The sequence below is a fragment of the Marinobacter manganoxydans MnI7-9 genome (genome assembly GCF_000235625.1).
GTDB classification, from domain to species: Bacteria; Pseudomonadota; Gammaproteobacteria; order Pseudomonadales; family Oleiphilaceae; genus Marinobacter; species Marinobacter manganoxydans.
The window spans coordinates 42,597-67,133 of the sequence record NZ_AGTR01000034.1 but is presented as its reverse complement, the minus strand read 5'-3'; the positions used below and the strand labels follow the sequence as shown (position 1 = coordinate 67,133).

The window sequence follows — 24,537 nt, the reverse complement described above, 5'->3', positions numbered from 1 at the left end:
CACCCTCTGGACGACCTGGCAGAGTTGGCTTTTAAGGGGCCTAAGCTACCGACCTGTCGTGTAACACACAAGCGGAGATCCGTAACCAATGTCTCAGTTCAGAGGGGAATGTTCAGCGGCCGGAGCGGGGTCTTCAAACTCAACGTAGAGCTGACCGGCCAATTGTTCGTAGAGCCCGGCTTCTTTGAGGCTCTTCATCCGAGCCGAGAGCTTGCCCAGGAACTGCCGGTTGGCTTCGGTGTTGTGGCAGGTAAGCCGATCGTAACTTTCAAGAAGGGGCGTCTTCGGATCGTAGCTGAGCTCGTCCATGAAAGGCCTGACATCCGGAACCGCAGCAATCATGGCGCCGAATCTCTGGTGCTCGAGCATGGCCAGGTTCTGGGCATCGCTCTTCGACCAGATCACATTAACGTCGTGGCCCTCCAGCACTCCGTCCAGATAGGTCTCATGACCAATAACCGCACCCACGGTTTTCCCCTCCACTTGCGACAGGGAACTGATGGGATCTGCGTCCTGCGGGGTGAACAGGTAATAGGTGAATTTGCCGAGTGGAAAACTGGCAATAACCGCGTCGTCGCCCAGTCGACGCTCCAGGACCTCGGTGAAGGAATAGATGCAGTCTGCGCCATGCTGCTCGAATACCATCATGGCCCGTTTGTAGGGAAAGAACTGCTCGGTCACAGGCACATCAAGGCCTTCCAGGGCCCTGTGCAGGATTCTCTGGTAAACACCATCCCGGTTTTCGGTCAGCAGGCTGGTGATATCTGGAACCGCGATCCGGATCACCGGATCGGCCACAGCAGGCGTACTCAGTATGACTGCGGCAAACAGGAGTACCCGAAATCCAGAGAGGTAGCGTTTCATGACTCGCGCATCAGTCCATGACGACAAATAAATGACTATTTTTCATACAGGTTCCGCAGTATGGCAATGTCGTTTTCTATACGCCAGAAAAACCTTGTTAAATATGGGGATTTGAAAAAAAGGCACCGGATTGCTCCGGTGCCTTTCTCTCTCATCAGGCGGCATTGAGTCGATTACGCCGCTTCGTCTTCGCTCTCGTCCACAGAATTGCGGATCAGGAAGTCAAAGGCGCTGAGAGCGGCTTTGGAACCTTCGCCCATGGAGATCACGATCTGCTTGTAAGGCACGGTCGTCGCATCACCCGCTGCAAAAACGCCCGGAATGGAGGTTTCGTTGCGGTCGTTGACGATGATCTCGCCGTGCTGGCTCAGTTCGATGTCACCCTTCAGCCATTCGGTGTTGGGCACCAGGCCGATCTGTACAAACACACCTTCCAGGGAGATGTGGTGCTGCTCACCAGAGGTGCGGTCGGTGTAATTCAGACCGTTGACCTTGCCATTCTCCCCGGTAATCTCGGTGGTCTGTCCGGACGTGATGATCTCCACGTTCTTCAGACTCCGCAGTTTCTTCTGCAACACCTCATCAGCGCGCATCTCGGCACCGAATTCGATCAGGGTTACATGGCCCACGATACCGGCCAGATCGATGGCTGCTTCGACACCGGAGTTACCGCCACCGATTACCGCCACGCGCTTGCCCTTGAACAGGGGGCCGTCGCAGTGCGGGCAGTAGGCCACACCCTTGTTGCGGTACTCTTCCTCTCCCGGAACGCCCATCTGGCGCCAGCGGGCACCGGTGGACAGCACCAGGCTGCGAGCTTTGAGAGTGGCACCGTTTTCGAGCCTTACCTGGTGGAGCATGCCAGGGCGTGACGCCGGGATCAGCTTCTCGGCGCGCTGCATGTTCATGATATCCACGTCGTATTCCTTGACGTTTTGCTCCATGGCCGCCACCAGTTTCGGACCCTCGGTGTAGGGTACGGAAATCAGGTTCTCAATGCCCATGGTGTCAGCTACCTGGCCACCGAAACGCTCGGCCGCGATGCCGGTGGAAATGCCCTTCCGCGCAGCGTAGATAGCAGCAGAAGCGCCAGCCGGGCCGCCACCAATGATCAGGACCTCAAAGGCGTCTTTCTGATTGATTTTCTCGGCGTCTTTCTCGCTGGAGCTGGTGTCCAGCTTGGCAACAATTTCTTCCAGGGTCATACGGCCCTGGCCCCAGGGCTCACCGTTCATGTAAACGCTGGGAACCGCCATGACTTCGCGCTGCTCCACTTCATCCTGGAACAGGGCCCCATCGATCGAGGTGTTCGTGATGTTCGGGTTCAACACGCTCATCAGGTTCAGGGCCTGAACCACGTCCGGGCAGTTCTGGCACGACAGGGAGAAGTAGGTTTCAAACTCGAACCGGCCTTCCAGAGACTGGATCTGCTCGATCACATCCTGGGACGCCTTGGAGGGATGACCACCCACCTGCAGCAGGGCCAGCACCAGGGAAGTAAACTCGTGGCCCATGGGGATGCCCGCAAAGCGAACGCCAGTATCGGTGCCTACTCGGTTGATGGCGAAGGACGGACGACGCACGTCATTCGATTCTTCAGTGCGGAGACTGATCTTGGAAGACATCGGCTCCAGCTCTTCCAGCAGCTCCCGGAGTTCCTGGGACTTCTTGCTGTCGTCATAGGCCGCAACCAGCTCAATCGGCTGCTGCAGCTTGTCCATGTAGGCCTTGAGCTGTTCCTTGATATTGGCATCCAACATAGTCTGACTTCTCCTTTAAATTTCGGAACTAAGTATTTGAATCAAATACGGTGGTTAAGTTGAGTTGGTGCAACAATACGGCCCCGCCACTCAATGCTCAAATTAATTGACCCAAACTGTTTGATAGGGCTTTGCTATACCTCCAGATTCACCGCTGCTCGGGGCTTGACCAATAGCGCATATCCACCGAAAGCCTGCCGCAGTATGATGTTGTCATATCGTCGCAACATCATTCTCTGGTATCCAGAATAGGCAAAGCATGTTTCTAGACCGTTTCCACTCCGTCCAGGACGGACACGTCGTAATTTCCGCCCTGCAGGCAAGCCAGTTCGCCAAGGAAATCGCGGGGGATTTCAATCCCATCCACGACCCGGATGCCCGCCGTTTCTGCGTTCCAGGAGACCTGCTTTTCGCCATTGTGCTCGCCCGGTTCGGGCTGTCGGAGAACATGACCTTCCGGTTCCGCAGCCTGCTTGGAGAGAATGTGCCGCTCAAGTTCGTTGAAACCGAAAACACCATTGACGTCTGTGACGACGCCGGCAAAGTCTATATCGAGGTGGCCCGCAGCGGCGCGACAACCCGGGATGAGGAGTTGATCGAGACCATCACCCGTGCCTATGTGGCGGCCTCCGGCAAGAACTTCCCCCATACCCTGAAACCTTTGATGGAGTCTAACGGGGTGATGTTCAATCCTGATCGCCCCATGGTGATGTACGAGAGCATGAGCCTGGCCCTGGAGAATCTGGATCTGCCCTCGCCCGGGCTGGAATTGCACAACGCCACCCTGGAGGCAGCCGGTAAACGGGGTAACGTTCTTCTGGAATACCGTCTGACCGCCGATCACAAACCAGTGGGCGAAGTGACCAAACGGCTCGTATTAAGTGGTCTGCGGCCCTACTGTGCCGAGGCGATGGCCGGCGTAATTGAAGAGTTCTATCGCCTCAAGGCCCGGGGTGCCGACTATTTCAACAAGGACAACAGCGGAGACCATAGCAATGCCAATTCAGCCGGGTGATACCCTGCCAGACATCGAACTTCAGGTAATGGGCGAAAAAGGCCCTGAGAAAGTCCGTACCAGTGAACTCTTTGCCGGCAAGAAAGCCGTTCTGTTTGCTGTACCCGGCGCGTTTACCCCCACCTGTTCAGCCGCCCATTTACCCGGTTTTGTGGTAAATGCGGACAAACTGCGGGCCAAGGGCATCGACAGCATCGTTTGCACGTCAGTAAACGACGCGTTTGTAATGGACGCCTGGGGCAAGGCCCACAACGCCGAAGAAATCGTCATGCTGGCCGATGGCGTGGCAGAGTTCGCCAAGGCTCTGGATCTGACCCAGGATCGGACTGCGAACGGCATGGGCATTCGTAGCCAGCGCTACGCCATGATCGTGAACGACGGCAAGGTCGAGCTGCTGAATATCGACGCCCAGGGATTGGACCAGACCAGCGCCGAAACCATCCTAGAGGCTCTTTGAACCTCACTTTTTCATCAGACATAAAAAACCCCGGATTTTCCGGGGTTTTTTGTAACCAAGCTTTCCGTCAGGAGAGCTTAGATCTTGCCAACCAGGTCCAGTGACGGAGTCAGCGTTTCTTCGCCTTCCTTCCACTTGGCCGGGCATACTTCGCCAGGGTTCTTGCGAACGTACTGAGCGGCTTTCACTTTGCGCATCAGGTCGTCTGCGTCACGGCCGATACCTTCAGCAGTGATTTCCATGGCCTGGATAACGCCGTCCGGATCGATCAGGAAGGTAGCGCGGTCTGCCAGGCCCTGACCTTCGCGCATCACACCAAAGTTGTTGGTGATGGTGCCGTTCTGGTCGCCAACCATGTAGTAGTTAATCTTACCGATGGTCTCGGAGCTGCTGTGCCATGCCTTGTGGGTGAAGTGCGTGTCGGTAGACACGGAGAATACTTCAACGCCCAGCTTTTGCAGCTCTTCGTACTTGTCAGCCACGTCGCCCAGCTCGGTCGGGCACACGAAGGTAAAGTCGGCCGGGTAGAAGAAAAATACCGCCCACTTGCCTTTCACGTCTGCTTCGCTGATTTCAACGAACTCGCCGTTTTTGAAGGCGGTAGCGTTGAACGGTTTGATCTCGCTGTTAATGATGCCCATTAAAGAACTCCTTGTTGATGGATTCATGAGTTAATGACTTTGTGGCGCCTACAGTACGGATATCGGCGGTGCGGATAAAATTGATAATTCCCAAGCCAGGGATAGAAAAAACCTATCCCTGGCTTCTGAAGGGAATTTTTCCGCCACCCCGTTTATGGGGTCTTAGCCAGCCAGTTCAATCTTTCCAAAGTCCAGAATATTTTCTTTCGGTGACGCTTTAATGGCAGCCACTTCTGCTCGCTTGTTCGCCAGGATATAGACGAGGCAGCCAAAATACAGCGCAATCACCAGGGCGCCAACCCACTGAATCCGCAAGAAATCCAGCTGGAACAGCATGGTCAGACCAACCATCGCCAGGAAATTGAACACCACATAGTTCACCCGCCCGAGGCGCTGAGCAGTGAGATTGAGGTTGTCGGTATAGAGCCGGATCAATGAATCCAGCGAGTTCACCACCATCAACACACCCACCGAAATCATGGCGAGATTGGTGAATGCCGCAATCTGCAGGCCTTCCGCGTGGTAGTGGTAAAGCACGGTAAACCAGACACCAATGGCGATGGACGGTACCACCAGCATGGCAATCAACAGCTGCCAGGTACGGATACCGCTCACAAAACGCGCGGTAAACTGGCCAATCATGATGCTCCAGGCAAACCACCAGAACAGGTAGAACTCGTGGTAGTCGTTGATCGGCAGGGCAAACTGGTGGATGTTGGCGAAGTACTCGCCGATCAATCCGGCGGTGCCAAAGAAGTCTGCCGGTGAGCCCGCACCCATAACGAACGCCCGGAACCACATGCCCACGATCAGGGCAATAAACAACAGGCTCGAGCCCAGACTGAGGATGCGCACATATTTGATCTTGGAGCTGGAATAGACCGCCAGCGCAATCGAGGCAAATACAATGAAGTAGAACGCTGGCACCACCGATTCGCCATCACCGAGCATGGGCAGGTACCAGGGCAGATTCACCAGCAGCAGATAGGCGGTAAACGCACAGGTGCCGATGATCACCACGTTGTTTACGACCTTCACCAACGGAATCTCAAAGAACTGCACCCGCGGCTCAATGATCGCGAAGTAAAAACAGGTCAGGAAATAGAAGCCCCAGATCAGGAACGCCCAGAACCCGAACTCGATAGCCAGGGGGTTGGCAAAGCCGTACTCAGGGTTCGCAGACAGATCGCCATAGCCACCGAACTCGGTCAGCGGGAACATGATCAGCCCCACATCCAGACCGGAGGTGAACAGGATGGCGATAAAGGTGAAGGTGCGGACGGGCGTCACGCCGATGCACTGGATGTCCCACCATTTGTACAGGATCAGCACAATGGCGGCGAAGGTGAAGATCAGACCTGCGGATAACCAGAGTGTCATAAGGTCCTCCGGTTACTTTGTTTCTTTGCAATGAACAGCATGGGTGTTCCTCCTCTACTTTGTAAGCGCTGCTTCTTTCGAATCGGACACAAACCCAGGACTTGCCTATCGGGCGCCCGAAAACGGCAGAACACCGTCGCGCTGATAGGGAAATCCTGAGGGCTTGCAAAACCCCGGGCGCGTTGCACGCCCGGGTGGGATGACGACGCGCTATGCGAGCGCGCGCTTTGCCTGTCCCGGTCGCTGACGTGTCTGCCACTGGTCGTCCATCACCACAGGCGCGTCAGAAGGTTGCAGGGGCTCCCTGCCCCGGATCAGATCGGCTGCCCGCTCGGCCACCATGATGGTGGGCGAATTCAGGTTGCCATTGGGTATGGTCGGGAAGATGGACGAATCCACCACCCTGAGATTCCGGATACCGTGAACCCGCGTCTCCGGGTCCACCACCGCCAGCTCGTCGGTGCCCATCTTGCAGGAGCAGGACGGGTGGTAGGCGCTCTCCACCGCCTGGCGGACAAACGCATCAATTTCCTCGTCGGTCTGGACCTCGGCACCGGGCTGGATCTCCGCTCCGCGGTACTCGTCCATGGCCGGCTGGTTGATGATTTCCCGGGTCAGGCGCACACAGTCCCGGAAGCCCTCCCGGTCTGCCTCGTGCTGCAGATAATTGAAGCGGATGGTCGGTGCCTGTTTCGGGTCGGCCGATTGCACATGCACAAAGCCCCGACTTTTCGGCTTGTTGTGACCAATGTGCAGCTGGAATCCGTCTCCGTTGAAGGCTTCTTTACCGTCATAGCGCATGGCTGCCGGTAAGAAGTGATATTGCAGGTCGGGCCACTCGACGCCGGCCTTGGACCGGATGAAGCCACAGGACTCGAAGTGATTGGTGGCGCCCAGACCATCCTTGCGGAGAATCCAGCGAACACCGATCTTCAGCTTGTTCCACCAGTCCAGCTTGCCGTTGAGCGACACCGGCTGCTTGCAGCGGTACTGAAAGTAAAACTCCAGGTGGTCCTGCAGGTTCTCACCAACGCCCGGTAGCTCGTGCTTTACCTCGATACCAGCCTTTTCCAGTACCTCACGCTTGCCAATACCAGACAGCTGGAGCAGGTGGGGTGAACCGATAGAGCCCGCTGACAGGATGACTTCCTCGGCGGCTTTCGCCTCGTGCACCTTGCCGCCCTGCTCGTAACGGACACCGGTGGCGGTTTTGCCATCGAGCAACACCTTATGCACCAGGGCATGGGTGACCACAGTCAGGTTATCGCGCTCCATGGCCGGACGCAGATAGGCGTTCGCAGTGGACCAGCGACGACCGTTCTTCACGGTCATGTGCATGGCGCCGAAGCCTTCCTGCTGGGTACCGTTGTAATCATCGGTCTCAAAGTAACCGGCATCGGAACCCGCCCTGATAAAGGCCTTGTAGAGCGGATTCTGCATGTTATTGCCGTTATTGACACCGAGCGGGCCCTTATCGCCCCGGTAGTCGTTGCCGCCAAAGGCCCAGGTTTCGGCCTTCCTGAAATAGGGCAGGACGTTGCGGTAATGCCAGCCAGTAGCGCCCTCGGAATCCCATTCGTCAAAATCCCGGGCGTGGCCACGGACATAGACCATGCCATTGATGGAGGAAGACCCCCCCAGCACCTTGCCCCGTGGGCAGTGCATGCGACGGTTGTCCAGGAACGGCTCCGGCTCGGTCTCGAACTGCCAGGCGTATTTCTTGGTGTTCATGGGAATGGAAAGGGCGGTGGGCATCTGGATGAAGATGCTCTTGTCGCTGCCGCCGGTTTCCAGCAGCAGCACCCGGTGGCGCGCGTCCTCGGTCAGGCGGTTGGCCAGTACACAACCGGCGGAACCCGCACCCACAATGATGTAGTCGTATCGATTTTCTGTCATACGCGTTCTCCTGTGTGGCCTGCGACTAAAAGGGTGCGTCCAAATCTTCCATGCCCACATACACCGATTTGATCTGGGTGTAGTGCGCAATGGTCTCGCGCCCGTTTTCCCGGCCGATGCCGGAGAGTTTGTAACCACCCACCGGCATTTCCGCCGGGGAGGCACCGTAGCTATTGATCCAGCAGATGCCGGCCTGGATCTGGTGAATCACCCGGTGGGCCCGACGGATATCGTTGGTGAACACGCCAGCGGCCAGACCCGTATCCGTGTTATTCGCGCGGGCAATCACCTCGTCCTCATCGCGGAAAGTGAGGACCGACATCACCGGCCCGAAAATCTCTTCCTTTACGATGGTCATATCATCGGTGCAGTCGGTGAAGATGGTGGGTTCCACAAAATAGCCGCCTTTGGAATCCTCCGGCTCGAAGGCCCGACCGCCGTGGCTGAGAGTCGCGCCTTCGGACAGACCTTTGGCGATGTAATCGAGCACCAGATCCCGGTGTTTTGCGGAGATGAGCGCGCCGAAATTGGTGTCCGGATTCATCGGGTCGCCGGGCTTGATATTGTTGCGGGTGCGTTCCAGCAGACGTTCGATAAAGCGCGGGTACAGATCTTCATGAACAAACACCCGGGTGCCGTTGGTGCAGATCTCACCCTGGGTGTAGAAGTTGCCGACCATGGCGGCGGAAATGGCGTTCTCAAGATCCGCATCGTCAAAGATGATCAGCGGGGATTTTCCGCCGAGTTCCATGGTGACGTCTTTCAGGGTGGAAGATGCCGCGGCCATAACTTTCTTCCCGGTGGCCACTTCGCCGGTGAAGGAGACCTTGGCAATCTCGGGGTGGTGGGTCAGCCACTGGCCCACTTCGGCGGCGCCCTGCACCACGTTGAATACGCCCGCCGGCACACCCGCTTCGGTAAAGATTTCCGCCAGCTTCACCGCACCCATGGGGGTTTCCTCGGATGGCTTGAAAATCATGGCGTTACCGCAGGCCAGAGCCGGCGCGGATTTCCAGCAGGCGATCTGGATCGGGTAGTTCCAGGCGCCAATGCCGGCGCAGATGCCCAGGGGCTCCCGGCGGGTGTAGTAAAAATCACCGCCCAGGTCCTGTTGGTTACCTTCGATGGAGGGTGCCAGGCCGGCAAAGAACTCAACCGCATCGGCACCGGTGACCACATCCACGGCTTCTGCTTCCTGCCAGGGCTTGCCAGTATCGCGCACCTCTGCGGCAGCCAATTCATCATTACGCTCTCTCAGAAGCGCAACCGCCCGCAGCAGAATCCGGCTGCGCTCAATGGCAGTCATGGCAGACCACTCGGCAAAACCGGCGCGGGCACTTTCAACGGCGGCCTGCTGCACGGATTCATCCGCCACTTCCACTTCGTAGATAACCTGACCCGTGGCCGGATTCACCACAGGGAAGGTTTCGCCGGTGCTGTTGGCCAGGAAACGGCCATGGACGAAATTCTGAACAACAGGAAGAGATGCAGACATAGTCGGTAATTAACCTCGGTTCGGTGTCTTCAGGCCTTGTGGGCCGTTCGAATCAATCCCGGCTCAGGCGGTTGCCTGCGCCAGTGTCTCGTGGACAAATTTCTTGCAGAGCCGCTCGCCGGCTTCAAAGCTCTCCGCCGGGTCCAGGCTCAGGGCACTGCGCAACCAGAACCCATCGATCATTGCCGCGGTTTGCCGGGCGGCCTCAGTCGCTGCGTCAGGTTCAAGCACCTGTGCGAAGGAATATCGCAGGTTGCTGTACAGCCGGGCGTTGTTGATCTGCTGCAGTCGCTTAAGCCCCGGCTCATGCATCGACCGGGCCCAAAAGCTCAGCCAGGTCTTGGCCGCCAGCGCAGAGCGCTGAAACTCGGAAAAGTTCGACTCGATAATGCAATTGAGCCGCTGTTCCGGGGAGCGGTCGGTCTTGGCCATACGCTCCCGGAGTTCCTTGCCCAGTTGATCAAGCAGATAACGCAGGGCCGCTTCAATCAGCCCCTGCTTGCCACCGAAGTAATGGCTGATAATCCCGGAGGACATCCCCGCGCGTTTGCTGATGCTCACAATGGTGGTGTTCTGCATTCCGAGCTCTGCAATCGAATGCATGGTGGCTTCAATCAGCTGCTGCTTGCGTGTGTCTTTGACCCCAACTTTTGGCATGGCGGCTTCGGTTACTCGTCTTGATTCCGGTGTTGAAAGCAGCACCAATCAGCCCTGCTTTTTGTTAATTGAACGTTCAATTAATAAAAATCTTACAGAAGCGAGGCGGGAAATTCAAACCTGATCAGAAAGCAGGGAGCCTCCGCGCCACTCTGATATGGCGCGGTTGTGATGGCAGGAAGGGCAAGCGAATATCAGCTTTGGCGACGGTAATCCGGGTCTGTCCAGCACACGGGAAGCGCTTCACCAGAGGGAAACGCGAGTTCGGCTTTTTTAAACAATTCAGGATCCTGCGCCTCCTCTCCGTAATGAAGGCTGCCTCGCACCTGCTGGCTATGGGGATCAAACAGCGCCTGTGTATCCAGAACTTCGATCAGGTGCCCGGTTGCTTTTTCAGCGACGAACATAGAGGCCTCCTTGGGAATGAATGTCTCCTTTCAACGTAGCAGATGGGCCGCTATCGAGACAGTCGCGCACCGGAGATGGCATGCGCCGGCGGCAAGGCTGGGGCCCGCCAGCGAAATCAAGCTGGACCGGGCGCTGTTACAGGACATCGAGTCCAGCGACAACGCCAAAATAATTGTGGAGACCGCCATCAAAATGGGCCAGGGCCTTGGCTATCAGGTGGTTGCCGAAGGCATCGAAACGGAACATACGGCCCGACTCATTAAATCGCTGGGTGCAGAAATGATGCAAGGCTACTGGATCTGCCCGCCAAGGGCGCTTGAGGAACTGAAGGCTTGGATGGAGGCCGAAAACGAAGTAAACCGGCTGATCGCGGAAACCTGAATTGCTTTCTTCAGGTCATACCGAAATATCGGCGAGTCATCCGAACTACTAGCGGAGACAGGAGAAGGATGGCGATCAGGTTGGGGATCGCCATCAGTCCATTTGCAATGTCACAAAGCCCCCAAATAAGCTCGAGCTTCATAACCGCGCCAATCGGCAAAAGCAGGCAGAACAGACGACGGTATTTCAGGATAGCGGCCTCGCCAAACAGATAGCCCGTCCCACGGTCTCCGTAGTAACTCCAGCCAAGCACGCTGGAAAAGGAAAAGAACAGCAGCGAGACAGTGACTGCCAGTTTGCCGAGGTCCGGCACCGCAGAGTTAAATGCCATGGTAGTCAGCTCCGAACCGCTGACCCCAGTCTGCCAGACACCTGTCGTAATTATTACCAGAGCTGTGATGGTGCAGACAATGAGAGTGTCAAACAGAGGGCCATTCATCGCTACCAGACCAGCACGGACCGGCTCTGCGGTGCGTGCTGCGGCCATCGCCATAGGCGTCGTTCCCAGTCCCGCCTCGTTACTGAAAACGCCTCGGGCAACACCAAACTGGATCGCCGCCATCACACTGGCACCGGTAAAACCACCAACGGCAGCCGTGCCACTGAAGGCATCGGAGACAATCAACGCAAATGCCCGGGGAACAGCGTCTGCATTGATTACCAGCACCACGAGCGCACTACCGACATAAACCAGAAACATCAGTGGAACCAGTCGGGACACTACCAGCCCGATGCGTTTGACGCCGCCCACGATCACCAGCCACACCAACCCCGCATAGACAAGCCCGATGGCAAGCTTTACCGAGAACACACTGTTGTCGGTGGCGGTGTAGCCAATAATATCCCGGAGCGAGAACTCGAGAGTATCGGCAACAGAATTGGCCTCCACCATGTTGCCGGTGCCAAAAGCCGCCAGGATCGCACAGAAGGCAAACATCTTGGCCATCGGCTTCCAGCGGGGCCCCAGGCCCAGTTCAATGTAGTACATGGGACCACCAACATAACCACGCTCCGGATCATGATGGCGAAAAGCCAGAGCCAGGGTGGTACTGGCGTAAACCGTCGCCATGCCAACCAGAGCGGTCACCCACATCCACAAAACCGCACCCGGCCCGCCCAGAGCTATGGCCGTGGCCACACCGGCTATATTGCCGTTGCCGATCGCCGCCGACAGCGCCAGCGTCAGCGCGCCAAACTGACTGAGGTCACCCTCCTTTTGCTGTTCCGCATCCGCGCCACTGGCAATCTTCAGGGACAGCCACATGCGAAACAACTGGATAAAGCGCAGACGAATGGTCAGATACAGGCCGGTACCTACCAGCAGAGCAATGGTCACGGGCCCCCAAACCCAACCGCCAATACCGTCCACAAGCTCTTGCACATCCCCTCCAACAATTCTGCCGCTCCGATAGCGTAGCGCAAAATGTGCGTGCGGGCAGATGGGAGCAGAGTTCCTCAGACCCAGCGACGGACCTTAGCCCTGTATCTGGCGTAGGAGTCGCCAAACCTGGCACGCATGAATCGTTCTTCCGGGATAATCTGAAAACGATTCATGTAGGCAATAAACGCGGGGAGAAAGAACAAAGCGGCAAAACTGCCGAGGTACAGCCCCCACCCGAGCAGAGTCAGCAGAAATCCGAGATACATCGGATTTCTGCTGAATCGATAGACCCCCGAGACCACAAGGTTTTCGGATTGCTCCGGTACCCTCGGGTCCACCGTGGTTCCTGCGTTCCTGAAGGCCAGAACACCAAGGATAGCGACGAGAACGCCCAGCAAAGCGATACTCGAAGACAGCCAGACAACACCGGATACAGTAAACCGGAACACGGGAACACCAGCCGAAACTGCCCACATACCAGACACCGTAACCAATACCAGAACCACCGGGGGAACCTTCAGTTCAAGTGCGTTCATACAAATGGCCCTGTTCCTCACTAAGCTTCAAAGCATGTCCCAGAGACCTATAGTAACTCCGGAAAGCATCATTGATCCGTTGCCGTTCCGCGCCCACCGGGTACAGACCCAGTTTTGCCTCTTCAGATTCCCGGGTTCCGCTCACCAGAAAGGCGTTCTTCACGTTTGCATCCTGCACAAACGCTTCAAACGCCCGGGCGCAAAGCTCTTCAGGCAAGCTGAAATATTGAATCCCTGCCGCTTTGTCCGCCCTCACCGAACACCGGAAGAGCTCGCTGGGCTCTGCGCCTTTTTCGTCCAGCAGAATCGCCTTGAAACAGGCCTGCAGTCGATCGTTCAGCGGATGCCGCACAGCGTCGTCACGGCCAAGCCAGAGCTTCGAAGCAAACTGGCCTCTCTGGGCCTCGCCGAAAAGTTTCTCGCCGATGTAATGATCGAAGGCGTGAAACCACTCGTGGGCGATGCTGCCGGGCCCGGCATTTTTGGCCAGTGAGAAGCTGCGCGTGGCCGGCGTGTAGTGGGCCGACACACCGGGCCGCCCACCAATGCCATATTGAAGAGCCAGGGTGCCACGCAGGGAAACCAGCGACTCGGTGCCGCCAAGAATGGTCATCAGGTCGCACAGGGCATCGTAGAACAGCGACGCACTGCGCTGTTTTTCCGGCTCGGTGACCCAGCGGCCAAGCTCGATGGTACGAAACTGGAAACGACGGCGGACGTCGAGAAAGGTAACCGGCGCTCCGGCTCGATGGTCCGGGCCCCGACGGTAAAAGGTTTTAGCCATGGGGCTATTGTACGATGAAACTCCGGCCTGTCTTTCAGGCACCGAGAGAAACATTATTTGGCGGGATTGACCGGTTTTATGTGAATTATGACCGTCTGATTTTCCGCCGGCTTGTGCCACACTGCCAGAATCAATAACGACAATATCCGGACCGAGTGTTTGCCATGACCGACACCCAGACCCATTACCGCACCTGTAACATCTGTGAAGCCATGTGTGGCCTCGAAATCCAGCATCGGGGTAGCGAGATCCTGTCCATCAAGGGTGACAGCAACGACCCGTTCAGCCACGGCCATATCTGCCCGAAAGCCGTTGCACTGCAGGATTTCTACAATGACAAGGACCGCCTGAAAGCACCCATGAAGCGCACCGCGGACGGCTGGCAGGAGATCAGCTGGGAAGCAGCCTTCGAGGAAATCGCCTCGCGGTTTCGCGGCATCCAGCAGGAACACGGGCAGGATGCCGTTGGGGTGTATCTGGGTAATCCAAACGCCCATAACTTCGGCAACGCCATCATGCTGCCGCGGTTCTTCAAGGCGCTGGGCACCAATAACCGCTACAGCTCCGCCTCGGCGGACCAGTTACCACACCACGTGGCCTCCAATTACATGCTGGGTGCCGGCATGCTGATTCCGGTGCCGGACATCGACCATACGGATTTCATGCTGATCATTGGTGCCAACCCGATTGTTTCCAACGGCAGCCTGATGACCGCCCCCGGCGTCGGCAAACGCCTGAAGGCCATCCAGCAACGTGGCGGCAAGGTGGTGGTGGTTGATCCACGGCGCACCGAGACCGCGAGAAAGGCCGACCAGCACCTGTTTATCCGCCCGGAAACCGATGCCCTGTTCATGCTGGCCATGGTTCACACCCTGTTTGAGGAACAATTGGTTACCCTTGGTCATCTGGACGACCGGATCGACGGGCTGGAGCAACTGGCCGAGGCCGTCAAACCCTATAGCCCGGAAACCGTGGCGGCAGCCTGTGGTATGACCGCTAACGCCATCCGCGAACTGGCCCGGGAGATGTCAGCTGCGAAGAGCGCCGTTTGCTACAGCCGCATGGGCGCCTCGACGCAGTCGTTCGGCGGCCTCTGCCAGTGGCTCAACAATGTACTGAACATTCTCACCGGCAACTTCGATAGCCGCGGTGGCGCCATGTTCCCCCAGCCAGCCTTTGATCTTGTCAGGGACAAAAAGGGCAAGCCGAGTTCCTATGGCCGTTACGAGTCCCGGGTGCGAAAACTGCCCTACTTCAACAACGAATTCCCGGTCGCTACCCTGGCTGATGAGATCCTGACCCCGGGCGAGGGCCAGATCCGCGCGATGATCACCATCGCCGGCAATCCGGTGCTTTCGGCGCCCGGCGGAGCCCGACTGGAAGACGCCTTCGATGCCCTGGATTTCATGGTGTCGGTGGATATCTACCTGAACGAAACCACCCGCCATGCCGACATCATCCTGCCGGCCACAACCGGGCTGGAAGTGCCCCACTTCGATGTGTTCTTCAACTCTTTCGCCGTTCGCAATACCGCGAAATTCTCGGAACCGATGTTCGAAAAAGCGCCGAACCAGAAACACGACTGGGAAATTCTGCGGGATCTCGCCCTGCAGTTAACAGGCCTGGAAGACGATGGCATTACGCCGGAGACCATGCTGGATCTGGGCCTGAAACACGGCGCCTACGGAAAAGAGGGCATGAGTCTGGAGACCCTGAAAGCCAACCCTCATGGTGTGGATCTGGGACCACTGCAGCCCTGCCTGGCGCAGCGCGTCCAGACCGAGGACGGCAAGATCCGCATTGCCCCCGAGCTATACCTGAAGGATCTGAAACGCCTGGATGCCTCGGGCCTGTTGCAGGCAGATGAGAACAGCGACTATCCGTTCACGCTGATCAGCCGCCGCCTGCCCCGCAGCCACAACACCTGGACCCAGAACTCCCACCGGCTGGTAAAAGGCAAGAACCCGTGCACTTTGCAGATGAACGCGTCAGATGCCCTCAAAATCGGGCTTGAAGACGGACAACTGGCCACGGTTACTTCGGCTTCCGGGAGCATCAACCTGCCGGTGGAAATCGACGACGATATGTTCGAGGGTGTGATCAGCATGCCCCAGGGCTGGGGCCATAACCGGCCGGACACCGCCATGTCGATCGCCGAGGGACAACCCGGCGTGAGCATGAACGACGTCACTGATTCCGGGCGCATTGACGCACTGACGGGCAATGCTGCATTCAATGGTACCCGGGTGGCGGTGAAGGCCGCATAAAGATGCCGGGCAGCTAGCCCGTGCAGCCTTATCGATAACTCCTGATCAGAGTCGTCAATTGTGACTGAAAGTCCGGCTTTTGCATGATTGCATCAACCTGATTGATCACATCGTTAGCGGATGGATGCTGGCGCGAAACTCCAAGATGGAAAGGGATCATGGAGTTTGGAATAAAATCGACCTTGCGAATCTTCAGGTTTTCGGTGTAGCCCAGCTTCCCTGCAATAAAACGGGCGTCTTCAGCGGGCTGCACCAGAAAATCCCCGGCTTCCCGGAACATCAGGAGATGCATCATCGTCTCACTGTCCCGACCGGGAACACGCTCCAGATAGCCTGGTATATTGTTCTCTTCCCATTGAGAGCCCTTTTCGACGATTACCTTCAAATCGGACAAGTCAGCAAAGCTGGAGGCCGATTCGATCAGGTCTTTATTGGGGTTTTCAGCCGAGTAAACCAGGTGGCCAAAATCCTGAATGAAAAGCGGCCCCGCTGAAAAGACTGCGTAGTTCTGTCGCTCCTTCGACGGATAGGTGAGGAGGCCATCGTTCAGCCCCAACCTGAGGTTGTACTGCGCCCTCGACCACGGCATCACCGCGCTCGCCATATCGTAGTCGGGGATAAAACTGAAAGTTAACCGTACCACTTCCGGAAATAGCCCGGCTGCCTTTTCATCCTGAGAGAAACTGTAAGGTTTTGAATTGTCGGCAAACGCGAACTTCAGTTTGCGCTCTGCCACAGCGACAGCCGGCAAAGCCAGCAACACCATTGAACAAACGAGACAGAGCGGCGCGATAAAGGCTTTCAAACTGCGTTTGTTCACCAAAGTCACCTCTGAAGAAATTCATGCCAGGTCTGAAAGTTATACGCCCTGCCCGGCTCACAGATTCATGCGGACACAGGGCGTATAGCTTCGGCTGCTCAGCCGAATTTACCACTCCAGCTGCGCACCCGTCTGGTACTCAATCACCCGGGTTTCAAAAAAGTTTTTTTCTTTTCGCAGGGTAGCCTGTTCGTCCAGCCACGGCGACACGTTCTTCGCGCCCGGGAACGGCTCTTCAAGGCCGACGGTGCGGGCACGGCGGTTGGCCACGAAGCGGAACTGTTCGCTGTGATATTCGGCGGAGTAGCCGAGTATCGGGTCCCGCAGGATGTAATCCGCATAGGCCCTCTCGGCGGCTTCGGATTCGTCCCACATCTCGCGCACGGCCTTCGGGTCGAAGGTGATGTTTTCCTCCTCGACGATCTGATTCACCACCTTCAGGCCGAATGAGAAGTGCATGGCCTCGTCCCGCAGGATGTACTGCAGCTGTTCCCCTGTGCCGCGCATCAGGCCCCGGCGTTGGAGGGCGAAGATGGGGCTGAAGCCGTTATAGAACCAGGTGCCCTCGAACACGGCCGCAAAGAACAGGTAGGACATGATGAATTCCTGCAGGTCGTCCTTGTTGCGCAGGTTCATGTCCGGGCGCATGGCCGCATCCAGGCGGCGGTTGGCAATCTGGATCTTGCCGTTGATGGCGGGCACCACGCGGTAGCGGTTGTAGATCTCGCTCTGGTCCAGGTTGAGGGTTTCGATGCAGTGCTGGTAGGCCCAGGTGTGCATGGCCTCCTCATACACCTGCCGGGCCTGGTAGATCTGCAGCTCCGGCGCGCTCATCTTTTCCATCACCGCCAGGCCGATGTTGCGCATGGCGAGGATGTCGGAAGTAGTGAGGTAGGCCAGCACGTTCTCGTACACATGTTTTTCCGGCGCGGTCAGCCGGTGGTGGTAGTCATGAACGTCCTGGGCCATGTTCACGTCCAGGGGGGTCCAGTGGTTTTTGTTGGCGTTCATGAAGTACTCCCAGGCCCAGGGGTACTTGAACGGTGCCAGCTGGTTAATGTCGGTTTCGCCGTTGATGACGCGTTTGTCGTCCACGTTCACCGGTGCCGGGGCGCCGGGATGCGCCGCCCTGGATTCAGTTTTTGGTTCGTCGTCCCAATCAAGCATGGTTTTTGCCTCGAAATCGTTAAGTGAGCAGTTACTGACAGGCTTCGCAGTCGGGATCGTCGATGCTGCAAACCTGGGGCTGGGGCGCGGCAACCGGAGCGGTTTTTTCAGCGCCGGTGGCACCCAGGGAGCGCAGGTAGTAGGTGGTTTTCAGCCCACGTTCCCAGGCCAGCTGGTACAGGGCATCCAGCTTTTTGCCGCTGGGCTCGGCCATGTACAGGTTCAGGCTCTGGGCCTGGTCTAGCCATTTCTGGCGCCGGGCGGCGGCTTCCACCAGCCACCTTGCGTCGATCTCAAAGGCAGTGGCGTATCGCGCTTTCAATTCGTTGGGGATGCGGTCGATCTGCTGCACGCTGCCGTCGAAGTATTTGAGATCGTTCACCATCACGTTGTCCCACAGGCCTTCGGCCTTGAGGTCTCGGACCAGGGAGGGGTTGACCACGGTGAACTCGCCGGAGAGGTTCGATTTCACGAACAGGTTCTGGTACGCCGGCTCGATGGACTGGGACACACCCACGATGTTGGAAATCGTGGCAGTCGGAGCGATCGCCATCACGTTGCTGTTGCGCATGCCGTTTTTTGCGATCAGTTCGCGCACGGGAGACCAGTCCAGCCGGGCGTTGGTATTCACGGACAGGTCCCCTTCCCGGCGGTTTTCCTTGAGCAGGTTGATGGAGTCGATCGGCAGGATGCCCTGCTGCCAGAGTGAGCCCTCATAGCTCTCATAGGCGCCTCGCTCACCCGCCAGCGAAGCCGAGGCGCGGATGGCGAAGTAGCTGAGTTGCTCCATGGCAAGGTCAGCGAACTCAATCGCTTCCGAGCTGGAATATGGCAGGCCCAATTGATAGAGCGCGTCCTGGAAACCCATGAAGCCGAGACCGACCGGGCGATGCCTGAGGTTGGAATTGCGGGCCTGGGGCACGGCGTAATAGTTGATGTCGATAACGTTATCGAGCATGCGCACGGCGGTGTTCACCGTCTGTTCCAGGCGCTGCACGTCCAGCTCGCCGTTGGCAATGTGGGCCGCCAGGTTCACGGAGCCGAGGTTGCATACGGCGATCTCTTCGGCACTGGTGTTCAGGGTGATTTCCGTGCACAGGTTAGAGCTGTGCACCACGCCCCGGTGCTGCTGGGGCGAACGCAGGTTGCACGGATCCTTGAAGGTGATCCAGGGGTGGCCGGTTTCAAACAGCACGGTGAGCATCTTGCGCCAGAGCTGCTTGGCCGGGATCTTCCTGAACAGGTTGATCTTGCCCTGCTCCGCCAGTGCCTCGTAATACTCATAGCGTTCACGGAAAGCATTGCCGTAAAGATCGTGCAGATCGGAGGCATCGCTGGGGGAGAACAGCGTCCAGTCGCGGTCTTCGCGCATGCGTTCGATCAGCAGGTCCGGTACCCAGTTGGCGGTGTTCATATCGTGGGTGCGGCGGCGTTCATCACCGGTGTTCTTGCGCAGCTCCAGGAACTCCTCGATGTCCAGGTGCCAGCTTTCCAGGTAGGCACACACTGCGCCTTTACGCTTGCCACCCTGGTTGACCGCCACGGCGGTGTCGTTGACTACTTTCAGGAAGGGCACCACGCCCTGGCTCTGGCCGTTGGTGCCCTTGATGTGAGCGCCGAGCGCCCGCACCGGGGTCCAGTCGTTGCCCAGACCGCCGGCCCATTTCGACAGCATGGCGTTATCGCGGATGGCCCCGTAGATGTCTTCAAGATCGTCGCCCACCGTCGTCAGGTAACAGGAGGACAGCTGAGAATGGCGGGTACCGCTGTTGAACAGCGTGGGTGTGGACGCCATGTAGTCAAACGACGACAACAGGTTGTAGAACTCGATGGCCCGCGCATTCGGGTCGTCTTCGCGCAAGGCCAGGCCCATGGCAACACGCATGAAGAATACCTGGGGCAATTCCAGGCGGGCCTTGTTCCAGTGCAGGAAGTAACGGTCGTACAGGGTTTGCAGACCCAGGAAGCCGAACTGCAGATCCCGTTTCGGCTGAAGGGCGGCACCCAGGCGCTCCAGATCAAAGGCGGCCAGAGCGTCATCCAGCAATTCGTACCGGATTCCCGCTTCGACAAAGGCGCTCAGTGCCTGTGGATAAATCTCAGCCAATGGCAGACTGATGGGCAGGCCCAACGCGGCGGCATTCTCCAGACGCAGCTGTTCCAGCAGTAGACGAGCGGTGACCGCGCTGTAGTCCGGCTCCCGCTCAATCCGGCTGCGGGCCGTCATGATCAAAGCCGACAGCACGTCTTCCTCGGCGATGCCGTCGTAGAGGTTGGTCAGGGCATCGTCCACCAGGGAATCACCGTCGATGCCCTCCAACCCTGTGGCGGCCTGTTCCACCTGCAGTTTCATCAGGCCCAGATCCAGCGGAGCAATCTCGCCACTGGTCTTTTTCACCGTCAGATGGGGGTGCGCCTCAACCGGCGCATGGCGGGCGCGCTCGCGGGCATGCTCTTCCCGATACAGGACGTAGGCGCGGGCCACCTTCTGTTCTTCGGCCCGCATCAGGGCCAGTTCCACCTGATCCTGGATGTCTTCGATATGCACCTTGCCACCGGCCTTCAGGCGACGGCCAATCGCCTGGATAACCTGGTCGGTCACCCGGTGTACCGCGTCATTGATACGCGCGGAACCGGCGGCGGTGTCGCCCTCAACTGCGAGGAAGGCTTTGGTTACGGCGATGCTGATCTTGGATGGGTCAAAGCCGACAAGCGTGCCGTTGCGCTTGATGACCTGAAGGGATTCGGTGTCCGTGTGCGAGGTTGGCCGGGGTTCGGCCAGGGCTGAGGCAGACATGCAGTGTTCTCCTGAATACGCGTTGAGTTCCTTTCACCATCGCGTACGCAGGGGCACACCTCGCCATGGGAATGGCTGGGCATAACCGGTCTGCTCACCCTGGGTCGCGAAGGTGCAGTTGCGAGCCGTAAGGCTCCTTCATCCCTGGCAGGTCTTCGGACTCAGGGGCGTGAATCGTTCGATTCGGCCTCGTGTGGCGACTTCCCGGCTTTCGCCAGTGTCTTGATGCCACGCTTGTTCCCCAATACCGCTGCGCGTCAGTTCCGGAGTCTCACCGGATTCCCGATACCAGAATGGCTGAGATGATCACACGTTGACCGAGTTGGTTACGCGCTGATCACTACATCTGGTATTTGACCAAGGATAGAAACACTATATACAGGTCCACTTTTCAGGACAAGGCACTTTCCGGTAAAAGATCTGTCTGCAACGGAAACACCCTGACAAGAGGAGAGGCACTATGGAGAAGGTCGGATACAAAAGAATCTGGGGCCCGCTCCTCATTTCCATGCTGCTGTCTGCACCGGTCAGTTCGCAAGAGAGTACATTGACACCCTTCTCCCAGATGCAGTCCCTGAACGATGGCTGGGAACCCCTGGAATTTCCCAAGATCGATCAGCTCAGCCGCTATGAACTGACAACCGAAGACGGTCAGCAGGTCGTGCGGGCGACCACGGACGGCGGAGCGTCGGGACTGATCGCCCGGGTCAGACTGGAGCCAACCGATTCGCTGATTCTGCAATGGCGCTGGAAGGTCTCGAATGTCTTTGAAAACGGGGATGCCCGGGAAAAGTCCGGGGACGATTACCCGGCCAGAATCTATGTGGCGTTCGAGTTCCAGCCCGAGAAGGCGGGGCTTTTCGAGCGCGCCAAACGCAAAACCGTCGAGGTGTTATTCGGTGAGTCCCTGCCGGGCAATGCCCTCAACTACATCTGGGCCAATACTCTCCCGAAGGGCGAGATTGTGCCCAACCCGTACACCGAGAAAAACATGATGATTGCCGTTAATTCCGGATCAGAACAGGTCGGCGAATGGGTCACGGTGGAGCGGGATATCATGGCCGATTATCGGGAAGCGTTTGGCGAGGAACCACCACCGGTCGTGGGCATTGCCATCATGTCGGATTCGGACAACACCGGTGAGAAGGCCACGGCCTGGTATGGGGACATCTTTCTTAACCCGGGTTCCTGAGCCCTGAACACTACTAACGGTATTGTTCAGGAAATCCGGGGATCACAAAGCTTTCGCCAAGGTTTCGTATCGGCGGCACTTCACCCTTTTCAGCCAGACGGGTGTAAGCATCATCGAACTCTTCCCGCAGGATCGCTGCCCGGGGATTGGCCAGCGAGAACAGCCAGGTCAGATTCCTCAAACGGATCGCCGATTCACGGATTTTCTCGTCTCTGGGCATGGTCAGGGTTTCCACAACCGGATCCCGATGGCCAAACAGGTAACGGCCTCGGCCAAGCTTGAGCATTTCCAGAGCAGCCCGATAGTTTGGAGCCTGGGTGACATCAATCGAACCTTCCGCCTCCAGCCAGTACAAGAGCCCTCCATAGGTGTACCCGCCTATCGTGATGACGGTCTTGCCCTGCAGTTGATCAAAATGTGTAAGTGGTTCGGTTCCCTCCAGATACCAGGCACTGAGCTGGGTCGCGAGGGGAGTGACCCAGGTCTCCAGAACTTCACCGTTAAGGGCGGGAACGTTAGCCGAACCTGGCCAAACGTCAATTCTACCGTTGCGCAGGTACAGGTATACCCGGCTAATGGGCAAGAAGAGAAATTCCGGCTCGTAACCCGCTTCCACAGCGATCTTCCGGGTAAGCTCTATAAAGCTGCCAGCAGGGCGGCCATCGCTGGCCTGATAGGTAATGGGGGGAAATTCCACATAGGCAATGCGCAGAGTCTTGTTCACGGATTCCGAAGCGGCAAGGGCGGCGGACGTAAATAATAGACCTGCCAGCAATATCCAAAGCCGGACAACAATCAAATGCATGACTTCAGTGAGTCGGGAAGAATGGACCGGGCAGTTTCTGGGCATGGAATCCGTATTGTTCGGGACTGTTTAGCCAAAGATTAACAGACCCGGGAAGATCTGCACTGACACCGCCCGCAAAAATCCGGACAGAATGTCAAATATAGTTAAGAACCATATACAGACCGACACCGCCCATTACCAGCATGTAGGGAAACGCCATCACCACCATCTTGCCGTAAGACAACCGAACCAGCGGCGCTATGGCAGACGTCAGCAGGAACAGGAAAGCCGCCTGGCCATTGGGAGTCGCAACGCTGGGAAGGTTGGTACCGGTGTTGATGGCAACTGCCAACTTCTGGAAATGCTCGTAGCTGATGGCCCCTGCATCCAGAGCCTGTTTGACTTCACTGATATACACAGTCGCTACGAAGACGTTATCGCTGATCATTGAGAGCACGCCGTTGGCAATGAAGAACATGCCAGGCTGACGGGCTTCAGGAAGCGACAGCACGTAATCAATAATCGGCTTGAACAGGTGCTGTTCGTGGATCACCGCAACCACCGCGAAAAACACCACCAGCAGCGACGTAAACGGCAGGGATTCCTGGAAGGCCTTGCCAATCTGGTGCTCGTCGGTAACGCCGGTGAAGGAGGTAATCAGGATGATGACCAGCAGGCCAATCAGGCCGACCTCGGCGAGATGGAAAGCCAGGCCCACCACCAGAATTGCAGCCGCAAAGGCCTGTACCCAGAGCGCGGCCTGATCAGCCTTGGTACGCTTGGTCCGCTCGTTCTCCGCAAACTCTTCCAGCACCTGACGCACAGGCTTGGGCAAACGCCCGCCGTAGCCGAACCAACGCAGCTTCTCCAGGGCCCAGCAGGTAAATAAACCAGCCGCCAATACCGGCAAACTCACTGGCGCCATGTGCAGGAAGAAACCGGCAAAGTCCCAACCCACGACTTTGGCAATCAACAGATTCTGGGGCTCACCCACCATGGTGGCAACGCCGCCCAAGGCGGTACCGATAGCACCATGCATCAACAGGCTTCGCAAGAACGCCCGGAAATTTTCCAGATCTTCACGGTGCAGCTCGATTACTTCGTCATCGCTGCCGGCGTTGTGATCCTTGTGCTGGTAGCCTTTGCCGGAGGCCACCTTGTGGTAAACCGCATAAAACCCGACCGCCACGCTGATAATAACCGCAGTAACCGTCAGAGCATCGAGGAAGGCCGAAAGCAGTGCTGCTGCGCTACAAAACAGCAACGATAACGCCGACTTGGAACGCACACCCACCAGAATCTGGGTGAAAGTCACCAGCAGCAGCTCCTTCATGAAGTAGATGCCCGCCACCATGAACATCAGTAGCAATATCACCGGGAAGTTGGTGAGCACTTCCAGATAGACCGCATCCGGCGTGGTCAGGCCAATCAGCAACGCCTCCACTGCCAGCAGGCCACCTGGAAGGAGCGGGTAACATTTCAGTGCCATGGCCAGGGTAAAGATAAATTCGGCAATCAGAAGCCAGCCGGCCGTGCCCGGCCCCAGGGTCCACATGACAATCGGGTTGGCGATGAGAAACAGCAGGATGACCTGCTTGTACCAGACGGGCGCCTTGCCAAGGAAGTTGTGGGTAAAGCCGGAGATAACGGTATTGGGCATTACGGAAATCTTCTGAGAAAACGGGTTATTGGTATTATGTGCCAGCAGGCCCGCATCCTCCTTGATATTTGCGTACCGGGGTATGGGCCAAAGGTACAAAATGAAGACCGATTTTGGTCTTACTAACAAGCAAATGGGGAATGGGCGCTGATCAACACAGATATCTTCGTAGTATTACTTGATCAACAAAGA

At 57.4% G+C, this 24,537-nt stretch carries 21 protein-coding genes and 1 riboswitch; of the genes, 5 read left to right on the top strand and 16 right to left on the bottom strand.

Features of this window, described 5'->3' with window-relative positions:
• Positions 1–93 precede the first annotated feature (93 nt).
• Together KYE_RS09205 and ahpF are read right to left on the bottom strand one after the other, a co-directional pair.
• Positions 94–864, bottom strand: a complete 771-nt coding sequence (locus tag KYE_RS09205; protein ID WP_008172634.1) for an ABC transporter substrate-binding protein — start codon at positions 862–864, stop codon at positions 94–96.
• A gap of 173 nt (positions 865–1,037) precedes the next feature.
• Positions 1,038–2,624 carry an alkyl hydroperoxide reductase subunit F gene (gene ahpF / locus KYE_RS09200; protein ID WP_008172633.1) on the bottom strand — a complete coding sequence of 529 codons (1,587 nt, stop codon included), beginning with the start codon at positions 2,622–2,624 and terminating at the stop codon, positions 1,038–1,040.
• A 259-nt stretch (positions 2,625–2,883) separates the two neighbouring features.
• Between ahpF and KYE_RS09195 the strand changes: the two genes are divergently transcribed.
• Together KYE_RS09195 and KYE_RS09190 are read left to right on the top strand one after the other, a co-directional pair.
• Positions 2,884–3,639 (top strand): DUF3581 domain-containing protein, encoded by a 756-nt coding sequence (locus KYE_RS09195; RefSeq protein ID WP_008172632.1) that lies wholly within the window; start codon positions 2,884–2,886, stop codon positions 3,637–3,639.
• Positions 3,620–4,096 carry a peroxiredoxin gene (locus KYE_RS09190; RefSeq protein ID WP_008172631.1) on the top strand — a complete coding sequence of 159 codons (477 nt, stop codon included), beginning with the start codon at positions 3,620–3,622 and terminating at the stop codon, positions 4,094–4,096. The genes KYE_RS09195 and KYE_RS09190 overlap by 20 nt, the downstream gene beginning before the upstream one ends.
• A 77-nt stretch (positions 4,097–4,173) precedes the next feature.
• Here the strand turns inward: KYE_RS09190 and ahpC are convergent, their stop codons facing one another.
• The 6 genes from ahpC to KYE_RS09160 form a co-directional block, all read right to left on the bottom strand.
• The gene (gene ahpC / locus KYE_RS09185; RefSeq protein WP_008172630.1) at positions 4,174–4,737 is read right to left on the bottom strand and encodes an alkyl hydroperoxide reductase subunit C; all 564 of its coding nucleotides are present in this window, start codon (positions 4,735–4,737) and stop codon (positions 4,174–4,176) included.
• A gap of 162 nt (positions 4,738–4,899) precedes the next feature.
• Positions 4,900–6,117: a hypothetical protein gene (locus tag KYE_RS09180; protein WP_008172629.1), complete on the bottom strand. Its 1,218-nt coding sequence runs from the start codon at positions 6,115–6,117 to the stop codon at positions 4,900–4,902.
• A gap of 210 nt (positions 6,118–6,327) precedes the next feature.
• Entirely contained in the window at positions 6,328–8,013 is a 1,686-nt protein-coding gene (gene betA / locus KYE_RS09175) for a choline dehydrogenase (RefSeq protein ID WP_008172628.1), read from the bottom strand.
• 25 nt (positions 8,014–8,038) lie between these two features.
• Positions 8,039–9,508: a betaine-aldehyde dehydrogenase gene (betB, locus tag KYE_RS09170; RefSeq protein WP_008172627.1), complete on the bottom strand. Its 1,470-nt coding sequence runs from the start codon at positions 9,506–9,508 to the stop codon at positions 8,039–8,041.
• A gap of 63 nt (positions 9,509–9,571) precedes the next feature.
• Complete coding sequence (gene betI, locus KYE_RS09165) at positions 9,572–10,165, bottom strand: transcriptional regulator BetI (protein ID WP_008172626.1); 594 nt, start codon at positions 10,163–10,165, stop codon at positions 9,572–9,574.
• A 194-nt stretch (positions 10,166–10,359) separates the two neighbouring features.
• Positions 10,360–10,572: a hypothetical protein gene (locus KYE_RS09160; RefSeq protein ID WP_008172625.1), complete on the bottom strand. Its 213-nt coding sequence runs from the start codon at positions 10,570–10,572 to the stop codon at positions 10,360–10,362.
• Between the two features lie 16 nt (positions 10,573–10,588).
• On the opposite strand from KYE_RS09160, the gene KYE_RS09155 reads away from it, so the two are divergent.
• Positions 10,589–10,954, top strand: a complete 366-nt coding sequence (locus KYE_RS09155) for an EAL domain-containing protein (RefSeq protein WP_008172624.1) — start codon at positions 10,589–10,591, stop codon at positions 10,952–10,954.
• Positions 10,955–10,964: 10 nt separating this feature from the next.
• On the opposite strand, the gene KYE_RS09150 is transcribed toward KYE_RS09155, so the two are convergent.
• From KYE_RS09150 to KYE_RS09140, 3 genes are all read right to left on the bottom strand, one after another.
• Entirely contained in the window at positions 10,965–12,335 is a 1,371-nt protein-coding gene (locus tag KYE_RS09150; protein ID WP_008172623.1) for an alanine/glycine:cation symporter family protein, read from the bottom strand.
• 74 nt (positions 12,336–12,409) lie between these two features.
• Positions 12,410–12,871 carry a methyltransferase family protein gene (locus KYE_RS09145; RefSeq protein ID WP_008172622.1) on the bottom strand — a complete coding sequence of 154 codons (462 nt, stop codon included), beginning with the start codon at positions 12,869–12,871 and terminating at the stop codon, positions 12,410–12,412.
• Complete coding sequence (locus tag KYE_RS09140; RefSeq protein WP_008172621.1) at positions 12,858–13,655, bottom strand: CLCA_X family protein; 798 nt, start codon at positions 13,653–13,655, stop codon at positions 12,858–12,860. The genes KYE_RS09145 and KYE_RS09140 overlap by 14 nt, the downstream gene beginning before the upstream one ends.
• A gap of 164 nt (positions 13,656–13,819) precedes the next feature.
• On the opposite strand from KYE_RS09140, the gene KYE_RS09135 reads away from it, so the two are divergent.
• Positions 13,820–15,922 (top strand): molybdopterin-dependent oxidoreductase, encoded by a 2,103-nt coding sequence (locus tag KYE_RS09135; protein WP_008172619.1) that lies wholly within the window; start codon positions 13,820–13,822, stop codon positions 15,920–15,922.
• A gap of 28 nt (positions 15,923–15,950) precedes the next feature.
• Here the strand turns inward: KYE_RS09135 and KYE_RS09130 are convergent, their stop codons facing one another.
• From KYE_RS09130 to KYE_RS09120, 3 genes are all read right to left on the bottom strand, one after another.
• Positions 15,951–16,742 carry a substrate-binding periplasmic protein gene (locus KYE_RS09130; RefSeq protein WP_008172617.1) on the bottom strand — a complete coding sequence of 264 codons (792 nt, stop codon included), beginning with the start codon at positions 16,740–16,742 and terminating at the stop codon, positions 15,951–15,953.
• 108 nt (positions 16,743–16,850) lie between these two features.
• Positions 16,851–17,909, bottom strand: coding sequence for a ribonucleotide-diphosphate reductase subunit beta (locus KYE_RS09125; protein WP_008172615.1), 1,059 nt, complete (start codon positions 17,907–17,909; stop codon positions 16,851–16,853).
• 31 nt (positions 17,910–17,940) lie between these two features.
• A complete protein-coding gene (locus KYE_RS09120; RefSeq protein ID WP_008172613.1) occupies positions 17,941–20,706 on the bottom strand; it encodes a ribonucleoside-diphosphate reductase subunit alpha in 2,766 nt (921 codons plus the stop codon).
• A 128-nt stretch (positions 20,707–20,834) separates the two neighbouring features.
• Positions 20,835–21,043: riboswitch (cobalamin riboswitch) on the bottom strand.
• 123 nt (positions 21,044–21,166) lie between these two features.
• Here KYE_RS09120 and KYE_RS09115 point away from each other — a divergent pair.
• Entirely contained in the window at positions 21,167–21,898 is a 732-nt protein-coding gene (locus tag KYE_RS09115) for a DUF3047 domain-containing protein (RefSeq protein WP_008172611.1), read from the top strand.
• Between the two features lie 13 nt (positions 21,899–21,911).
• Here KYE_RS09115 and KYE_RS09110 read toward each other — a convergent pair whose 3' ends face one another.
• Both KYE_RS09110 and nhaB read right to left on the bottom strand, forming a co-directional pair.
• The gene (locus KYE_RS09110) at positions 21,912–22,622 is read right to left on the bottom strand and encodes a substrate-binding periplasmic protein (RefSeq protein WP_227497801.1); all 711 of its coding nucleotides are present in this window, start codon (positions 22,620–22,622) and stop codon (positions 21,912–21,914) included.
• 217 nt (positions 22,623–22,839) lie between these two features.
• Positions 22,840–24,345 (bottom strand): sodium/proton antiporter NhaB, encoded by a 1,506-nt coding sequence (nhaB, locus tag KYE_RS09105; RefSeq protein WP_008172607.1) that lies wholly within the window; start codon positions 24,343–24,345, stop codon positions 22,840–22,842.
• Positions 24,346–24,537: the final 192 nt, after the last annotated feature.